At 63.7% G+C, this 6399-nt stretch carries 8 protein-coding genes; 6 read left to right on the forward strand and 2 right to left on the reverse strand.

The window, feature by feature from the left end; genetic code table 11:
* Positions 1 to 51: 51 nt before the first annotated feature.
* Positions 52 to 687 carry a glutathione S-transferase family protein gene (locus ACE039_RS17485; RefSeq protein ID WP_485822928.1) on the reverse strand — a complete coding sequence of 212 codons (636 nt, stop codon included), beginning with the start codon at positions 685 to 687 and terminating at the stop codon, positions 52 to 54.
* A 260-nt stretch (positions 688 to 947) separates the two neighbouring features.
* On the opposite strand from ACE039_RS17485, the gene ACE039_RS17490 reads away from it, so the two are divergent.
* The 5 genes from ACE039_RS17490 (at position 948) to ACE039_RS17510 (ending at position 5011) form a co-directional block, all read left to right on the forward strand.
* On the forward strand, positions 948 to 1079 hold the full coding sequence (locus tag ACE039_RS17490; RefSeq protein WP_105555535.1) for an entericidin A/B family lipoprotein: 132 nt from the start codon (positions 948 to 950) through the stop codon (positions 1077 to 1079).
* Between the two features lie 125 nt (positions 1080 to 1204).
* Positions 1205 to 1636: a BPTD_2524 family lipoprotein gene (locus ACE039_RS17495; RefSeq protein ID WP_485822929.1), complete on the forward strand. Its 432-nt coding sequence runs from the start codon at positions 1205 to 1207 to the stop codon at positions 1634 to 1636.
* A gap of 3 nt (positions 1637 to 1639) precedes the next feature.
* Entirely contained in the window at positions 1640 to 2050 is a 411-nt protein-coding gene (locus ACE039_RS17500) for a hypothetical protein (RefSeq protein ID WP_485822930.1), read from the forward strand.
* 108 nt (positions 2051 to 2158) lie between these two features.
* Entirely contained in the window at positions 2159 to 3451 is a 1293-nt protein-coding gene (locus tag ACE039_RS17505) for an aspartate carbamoyltransferase (protein ID WP_105554874.1), read from the forward strand.
* 135 nt (positions 3452 to 3586) lie between these two features.
* On the forward strand, positions 3587 to 5011 hold the full coding sequence (locus tag ACE039_RS17510) for a diguanylate cyclase (RefSeq protein WP_485822931.1): 1425 nt from the start codon (positions 3587 to 3589) through the stop codon (positions 5009 to 5011).
* Positions 5012 to 5100: 89 nt separating this feature from the next.
* Here the strand turns inward: ACE039_RS17510 and ACE039_RS17515 are convergent, their stop codons facing one another.
* Complete coding sequence (locus ACE039_RS17515) at positions 5101 to 6000, reverse strand: recombination-associated protein RdgC (RefSeq protein WP_088590243.1); 900 nt, start codon at positions 5998 to 6000, stop codon at positions 5101 to 5103.
* Between the two features lie 151 nt (positions 6001 to 6151).
* Between ACE039_RS17515 and ACE039_RS17520 the strand changes: the two genes are divergently transcribed.
* On the forward strand, positions 6152 to 6361 hold the full coding sequence (locus ACE039_RS17520; RefSeq protein WP_105554872.1) for a hypothetical protein: 210 nt from the start codon (positions 6152 to 6154) through the stop codon (positions 6359 to 6361).
* Positions 6362 to 6399: the final 38 nt, after the last annotated feature.

Consider the following 6399-nt stretch of genomic DNA (forward strand, 5'->3'; position numbering starts at 1 on the left):
GGACAGTTGCGGGATCAGTCATGGGGCCGGCAAGGAGCGCGGCGGGGAGCATCAGGGGCCGGTGGCCGGCTGGGGCAGGGCGATGCCGCGTTGGACGGCGGGACGCAGGCTGGCCCGCAGGTGCCAGGCGCTCAGGTGTGCGTACTGGCTGAAATCGAATTCCACGATCCGCGCAATGTGCATCCAGCCGAAGGTCGCGATATCGGCGATGGAGAACTGCTCGCCCGCCAGCCACTCGCGCGCTGCCAGGCGCGCGTCGAGCACGGCGAAGGTGTCTTCGCTTAAACGCCGATAGCGCTGGATGGCGGCGTCGTGGCGGTCTTTCGCAAAGCATTCGGCGTGCACGCGCTGGCCTAGCAGCGGCCCCATGCTGGCGCTGTGGAACATCAGCCAGGTGATGGCCTCCCAGCGCGCCGCGGGATCGGCGGGCAGCAGGCGGCCCGTCTTGTCGGCCAGGTACAACAAGATGGCGGCCGACTCGAACAAGGTGATGCCGGTGTCGGCGTCATGCAGCACCGGGATCCGGCCATGGGGATTCAGCGCCAGGAAGTCCGGGTGGCGATGCGCGCCCTGGTCGATGCGCACATGGTGCAGCAGGTAGGGCATCGCCAACTCTTCGAGCGCGATGGTGATCTTGAAGCCGTTGGGCGAGCTGTCCGTATAGAGGTGCAAGGCAGGAGCGGTCATGGGCACGGAAAAGAGAAAGGCTATTTCCTGGAATACAGGATTGCACCCATTCTGGATTCCGTGCTATCTGCCGTAAAACGATCATTCCTGCCGACTAAGGATAGATTTTCTAAAACCACCCGAAGTGGGGCCACGACCTGGCCGCGGCTTCCGTTGCGTGGCCTGACCGCCGCGGTTCGCGAGCGGAATCGGGATGATGCGCAGATTGGGGCCTTTGGGGTATGCTGGCTTCGGTTTCTACGCCCAGACAGGAGAGGTTTATGAAGAACAGAGTCGTTCTCGTCATGCTGCTTTCGATCGCCGCCCTTACGGCCGGCTGCAACACTGTTGCGGGCGCTGGCAAGGACATCCAGCGAGGCGGTGAGAAAATCGAGGGCGCTGCGAACAAGTAGGCCGCCATCCCGTTGCCGCCTAGCCGGCTCAAGGCCACGCCAGAAATGTCCAGGCATTTCCCGCGTGGCCTTTTTGCAGCCGCTGGCATAATCGCGGGAGTCCGAATTTCAATGCGGGAAGAATCATGCGCAAGTCAGTATGGATGGGTGTAGCGGTGGCGGCTCTGTTGGCCGGTTGTGCAAGCAAGGGCGTCTACGAGGCCGACACCGTCAGAAAAGAGACCTTCAGCGTCGACACCAACTACCAGGCCGCTTTCCGCCGTGGCGGTGAATATGTCCGCGCCTGCCATGTGAACGTGCAGCACCCCTATGGCGTCGCCTACGCATGGCGTCACTCCCTGGGCGAAAAAGGCGCCCCCGACGAAATCCAGCTCTACAAGGTGGGCGAGCCCGCCACGGTGCTTGAGCTGATTTCAGCGGAGGCCGACGGCCCGGCCAAATCCAAGGTGACGGTGACCGTGCTGGGCGAAGGGCGTTGGGATGCGGCGGAAATCGCCGCCGCCCGGGCCTCGATCCAGAGCGCGACGCCGGTGTGCCGCCCGGGCAACGGCGGCTGACGCATGGATCCCCGCGCGCTGCAGCTTCGATCATCGGGCATGCCGTTCTCGCTGCTGGCGGGGGCGTTTCGTTTCCTGGGATGGTTGAACGGGGGCGCGGCTTTGGTCCTGGTAGCCTTTTCGCTGGGGATCGTGGGCGGCGACATCGCCGCGCCGGACCTCCAATTGCCGCTGGCGCTGTTTCTGGCAGGACTGCTGGCGTCGTGCCTGGGCTTACTGTTCGCGTACCTGGCGCAGGTCAGCTTGTTGCGCCAGGGCGACAGAGGGCATTCGACGCGCGGCCATTGGCCCGCCCAGCTGCTGGCGATGGTCTGCTACCTGCTTAGCGCCCTGGCGTTTTGCGGCGCCTGCTGGTTCTCGCTGGGGCAGGCCACCCCGGACGCCCAGCAAACGACGTCCTACGCAAGCCTCTGAGAATTTCAAAACAAGGGTAAACCCTTGTGCGCAAAAATGTTGGACTTGGACTTGTGTTGAGAATAATATGCGCGTTGCGTATATAAATCCTCTTTCTCGGGGCCCGTCATGACCATCTCCCAGCAAGCCTTTCTGCGCGACGCCATGCGCCGTCTGAACCTCACGCGCGACGTGTTCGCCACCCGGATCGGCGTGAAGCGCCGGGCCCTGGATACCTGGCTGCTGCCTGAGGGTTCGCAGGAATTCCGCGCGATGCCGGAAGTGGTCCAGCGCTTCGTCAGCGAAATCGTGCAGAACGGCGTCTTGCTGGAAAAGTATACGCAAAGCGTACAAGATGGGCCGTTGCGCGAGCGCATCGCCGTCGAAGGCAAGAATCAGCTGCTGTCGGTGGATCAGTTCACGCGGGAGTCGGTCGAAGACCTGTTCCGCGTGGCGGACATGATGCAGCCCATCGCGCGCCGGCAGAAGGTGTCGCGCGTGCTGGAAGGCGCCGTCCTGGGCAACCTGTTCTTCGAAGCCAGCACGCGTACCCGCGTCAGCTTCGGTTCGGCGTTCTGCCGCTTGGGCGGGTCGGTTTGCGACACGACGGGCTTCACGTTTTCGTCGATGGCCAAAGGCGAATCCATCTATGACACCAGCCGCGTCATGAGCGGCTACGTCGACGCCATGGTGATCCGCCATCCGGACCAGGGTTCGGTCGCGGAATTCGCACGGGCAACCAACATCCCGGTGGTCAACGGCGGCGACGGCCCCGGCGAGCACCCCAGTCAGGCCCTGCTGGATCTGTACACGATCCTGACCGAGTTCTCGCGCCTGGGAAAACTGCTGGACGGCGCCCACATTGCGATGGTCGGCGACCTGAAGTATGGCCGCACCGTGCATTCGCTTATCAAGCTGATGGCGCTGTACAAGAACGTGAAGTTCTCGCTGGTGTCGCCGAAGGGCCTTGAAATGCCCAGCTACATCATCGAGCAGGCCAGCCGCAACGGCAACGTGATCGAACAGAAGACGTCGTTGGCCGAAGGGCTGTCCGGCGCAGACGTGATCTATGCGACGCGCGTGCAGAAAGAGCGCTTCGCCAACGAAGAGAACGAAGGCTACACGCCCGACTTCCAGATCAACCGCGCCATCATCGACGCCTACTGCAGCCCCGAGACCATCGTGATGCACCCGCTGCCGCGCGATAGCCGCCCGGGCGCCAATGATCTGAGCGTGGACCTGAACCACGATCCGCGCCTGGCCATCTTCCGCCAGACCGATAACGGCATCCCCATCCGCATGGCGATCTTCGCGGTGCTGTTGGGCGTGGAAGGGCTGGTGCAGCATTCGCTGCGCGACGTGACGTGGCAGCATCCGTCGCATGTCGGTCCCGACGACTCCGTCTTTCACGGCCTGGAATAAGCCAGCCCGCCTTGCGCCCCGCCGGCAAATTACACGAGGTGGGGCGGTCCTTGAGATTTGAAGGATAATCCGCGCTGTTTTGCCGTCGCGTGTCGTTCCAAGACACGCGCGGAGTTTTTGGGGCGGATGATCTTTATGTCTTCGAGCAATGGCGCGGTTCCGGCGTGGACGGGCGGCGCGGGCCAAGCGTGCTACCTGAGCGCGTCGAACGCGCAAGCCTGGGAAGCGGTCTATCAATCGGTCGACGCCTATACGCGTGGCCAAGTCGCGGCCGTGGTGGGCGATAGCGCCAAAGACCTGGTGGATGCCTTTTATTCCACCTTGCTGGCCGATGCCGAGGCCGGTCCACGCTTGTCCCATGAGATCGTGTCGACCCGCCTGCACAGCGGCATGAAGCACTGGCTGAAAGGCCTGTTCTGTGTGCGCGACCAGGGCGACATCGCCGCGCTGATGGCGACGCAGAAGAAGGTGGGCGAAGTGCATGCCCGCGTCCATATCCCCATCCATCTGGTGATGGCGGGCGCCCGCATCCTGAAGAACGAGATTGCCGAACGGCTGCGCGCAAGCGACCTGGACGGCACGGCCGCATCCATCGCCACGCAGTATGTCTGCAATCTGTTCGACCTGGCGATCGAGCAGATGAGCCGTGCCTTCATGCGCGACATCAACCGCGGCGCGCGCAACGACGAGGCGTACCGCCTCTTCGCGCTGGGCCAGAATATTTCGACCGAACGAGAGCGCCAGCGCGCCGCGCTGCTGGAATGGAGCCAGGCCGTGCTGATCGGCCTGCACTACCGTGCCCCCGAGCAGGCGCTGCCGCGCCTGGCGGCATCGGAGTTCGGGTTGTGGCTGCAGCACAAGGGCGGTGTGCTGTTCGAAAGCGCGCCCGCGCTCAGGCAGATCACCGAGGCCGTTACGCGGCTGGACGATGTCGTGCTGCCGCAACTAATGCTGGCGGATGCCCAGCAGCAGGTGCCGATGCCCGACCAGGTGCGCGAGCTGCAGGAACTGGTGGCGCGCATCAAGCATCTGCTCAATGGCCTGTTCGACATGGTGGCCGAGATCGAGAGCGGCAGCGACCCGTTGACCAATGTGTTGAACCGGCGCTTCCTGCCGTCGGTGGTGGGACGCGAAATCGCCATCTCCACGCGCCAGGGCAGCCGCTTTTCGGTGCTGCTGCTGGACATCGACCATTTCAAGGCGATCAACGACGCGCACGGGCATGCTGGCGGCGATCAGGTGCTGCGGCAGTTCGCGGAAGTGGTGCATCAGGCCTGCCGGTCCAGCGACTTCGTGTTCCGCTACGGCGGTGAAGAGTTCCTGGTGGTGCTGGTGGACACGGGACAAGAGGCCGCGCTGGCCGCCGCCGAAAAACTGGGCGCCGAAATCCGGCGGCACGCCTTCTCGATTCCCGAAGCCGGCGCCTTGCGCATCACGGCAAGCATCGGCGTGGCGACGTTCGACGGGCACCCGGACTATGCCTATTTGATCGACCGCGCTGACAAGGCCTTGTACCGCGCCAAGCAGGCCGGCCGGGACCGCAGCGTCGCCGCCTCCTGAGGGCGGCGGCAAGCCATCCTGCGTTCGCCAGTAAAAAGGCCGCTCTGAACAAGAGCGGCCTGTGCTTTTCCAGCAGCTTCCAGCGCGGCTTAAATCTTCTTTTCGCCGCCCAGCGCTTCGACCAGCTCGGCCATCATCTTGGCGAGTTCGCCCGTCATCAGCATCATGTCGGAATCGAATTTCTCGTCGTCGTTGGCCGCGACGCCTTCGTTGCCTTCCTTCAGCACGTCCAGCGGCGAGACGCGCTTGACGTCCAGGCCTTCGGTCAGGACGAAGGAGATGCGGTCGGCCCACGTCATGGCCAGGCGCGTGCACTGCTTGCCCGACTGGATGTGGCGGCGCACGTCGTCGGCGTCGATCGAGTGCTTCACGTAGCGGATGGCCGCGCCGCTTTCACCGGACGAACGCAGTTCGGTGTCCTGGTCGATGGTGAAGTTGGAGGGGGCCTCGTCTTCGGCCAGCCAACCCGTCATGGCGGACGCGGGCGACTGCGCCACGTACAGGTTTTCGAGCGGGAACGGGTCCACGCATTTGGCCAGCAGGCCAATGACTTCGTCGGCCTTCGCCGAGGCGGCGGCGTCGATGACCAGCCAGTGGTTCTGCGGGTCGATCCAGACGCGGGTGTCGCGGTACACGCTGAAGGCGCGCGGCAGGAGTTCATCCGTGACGCGTTCCTTGATTTCCTTCATCTGCTTGCGGCCCGGCTTGTAGCCTTGCTGCTCTTCGATTTCCTGGGCGCGCGCCTTGGCGACCTGGTTCACGACGGTGCCGGGAAGCAGCTTCTTTTCGGCGCGCAGGGATAGCAGGATCTGGCCGTTGACGACGTGGGCAAGCCCGCCGTTTTCGCGCGGCGGGACCCAGCCCAGGCTTTGCATTTCGAGGTTGTTGCCCGCTTGGTAGGCGTGGCGCGCAAGCGTTTCTTCAAGCTGATCGCCAACGAGAGTCCACGGCGAGGAGAGGCGGTAAATCTTGAGGTTTTTGAACCACATGAGCGTCGGCCAAAAGGGTAGATTCTATACGACGCGGACAGTTTGCCGAAGTCCTGCAATACGGTTGCGACAGGCGACACGTTCTGTCACTGACACATGCAGTGCTATGCGTTAACTTCCGCGCACCGACATGGAATCGGAGAGGAACTACATGAAAATCATTGGCGCCATCCTGATCGTCCTGGGCATCGCGGCCCTGGCCTACAAGGGCTTCAACTACAAGTCCGAAGAAACCGTCTTGCAGATCGGTTCGGTGAAGGCCACGGCCGAAACCGAGAAGTCGGTGCCGATCCCCGCTTGGGCCGGCATCGCGGCCATCGTGGCGGGTGTGCTGGCGATTGGCGTCGGCATGCGCCGTTGACAGGGCGGCCGGCCCCGCTGGCCCCCCCGGCCTTCGAC

The sequence above is a fragment of the Achromobacter maghribensis genome, assembly GCF_057334215.1.

What these genes read in the sequence shown, in the direction of transcription:
- ACE039_RS17485 (WP_485822928.1), bottom strand. Translation starts at nt 687, where the DNA reads ATGACCGCTCCTGCCTTGCACCTCTATACGGACAGCTCGCCCAACGGC.
- ACE039_RS17510 (WP_485822931.1), top strand. Translation starts at nt 3,587, where the DNA reads ATGTCTTCGAGCAATGGCGCGGTTCCGGCGTGGACGGGCGGCGCGGGC.
- ACE039_RS17500 (WP_485822930.1), top strand. Translation starts at nt 1,640, where the DNA reads ATGGATCCCCGCGCGCTGCAGCTTCGATCATCGGGCATGCCGTTCTCG.
- ACE039_RS17490 (WP_105555535.1), top strand. Translation starts at nt 948, where the DNA reads ATGAAGAACAGAGTCGTTCTCGTCATGCTGCTTTCGATCGCCGCCCTT.
- ACE039_RS17505 (WP_105554874.1), top strand. Translation starts at nt 2,159, where the DNA reads ATGACCATCTCCCAGCAAGCCTTTCTGCGCGACGCCATGCGCCGTCTG.
- ACE039_RS17520 (WP_105554872.1), top strand. Translation starts at nt 6,152, where the DNA reads ATGAAAATCATTGGCGCCATCCTGATCGTCCTGGGCATCGCGGCCCTG.
- ACE039_RS17515 (WP_088590243.1), bottom strand. Translation starts at nt 6,000, where the DNA reads ATGTGGTTCAAAAACCTCAAGATTTACCGCCTCTCCTCGCCGTGGACT.
- ACE039_RS17495 (WP_485822929.1), top strand. Translation starts at nt 1,205, where the DNA reads ATGCGCAAGTCAGTATGGATGGGTGTAGCGGTGGCGGCTCTGTTGGCC.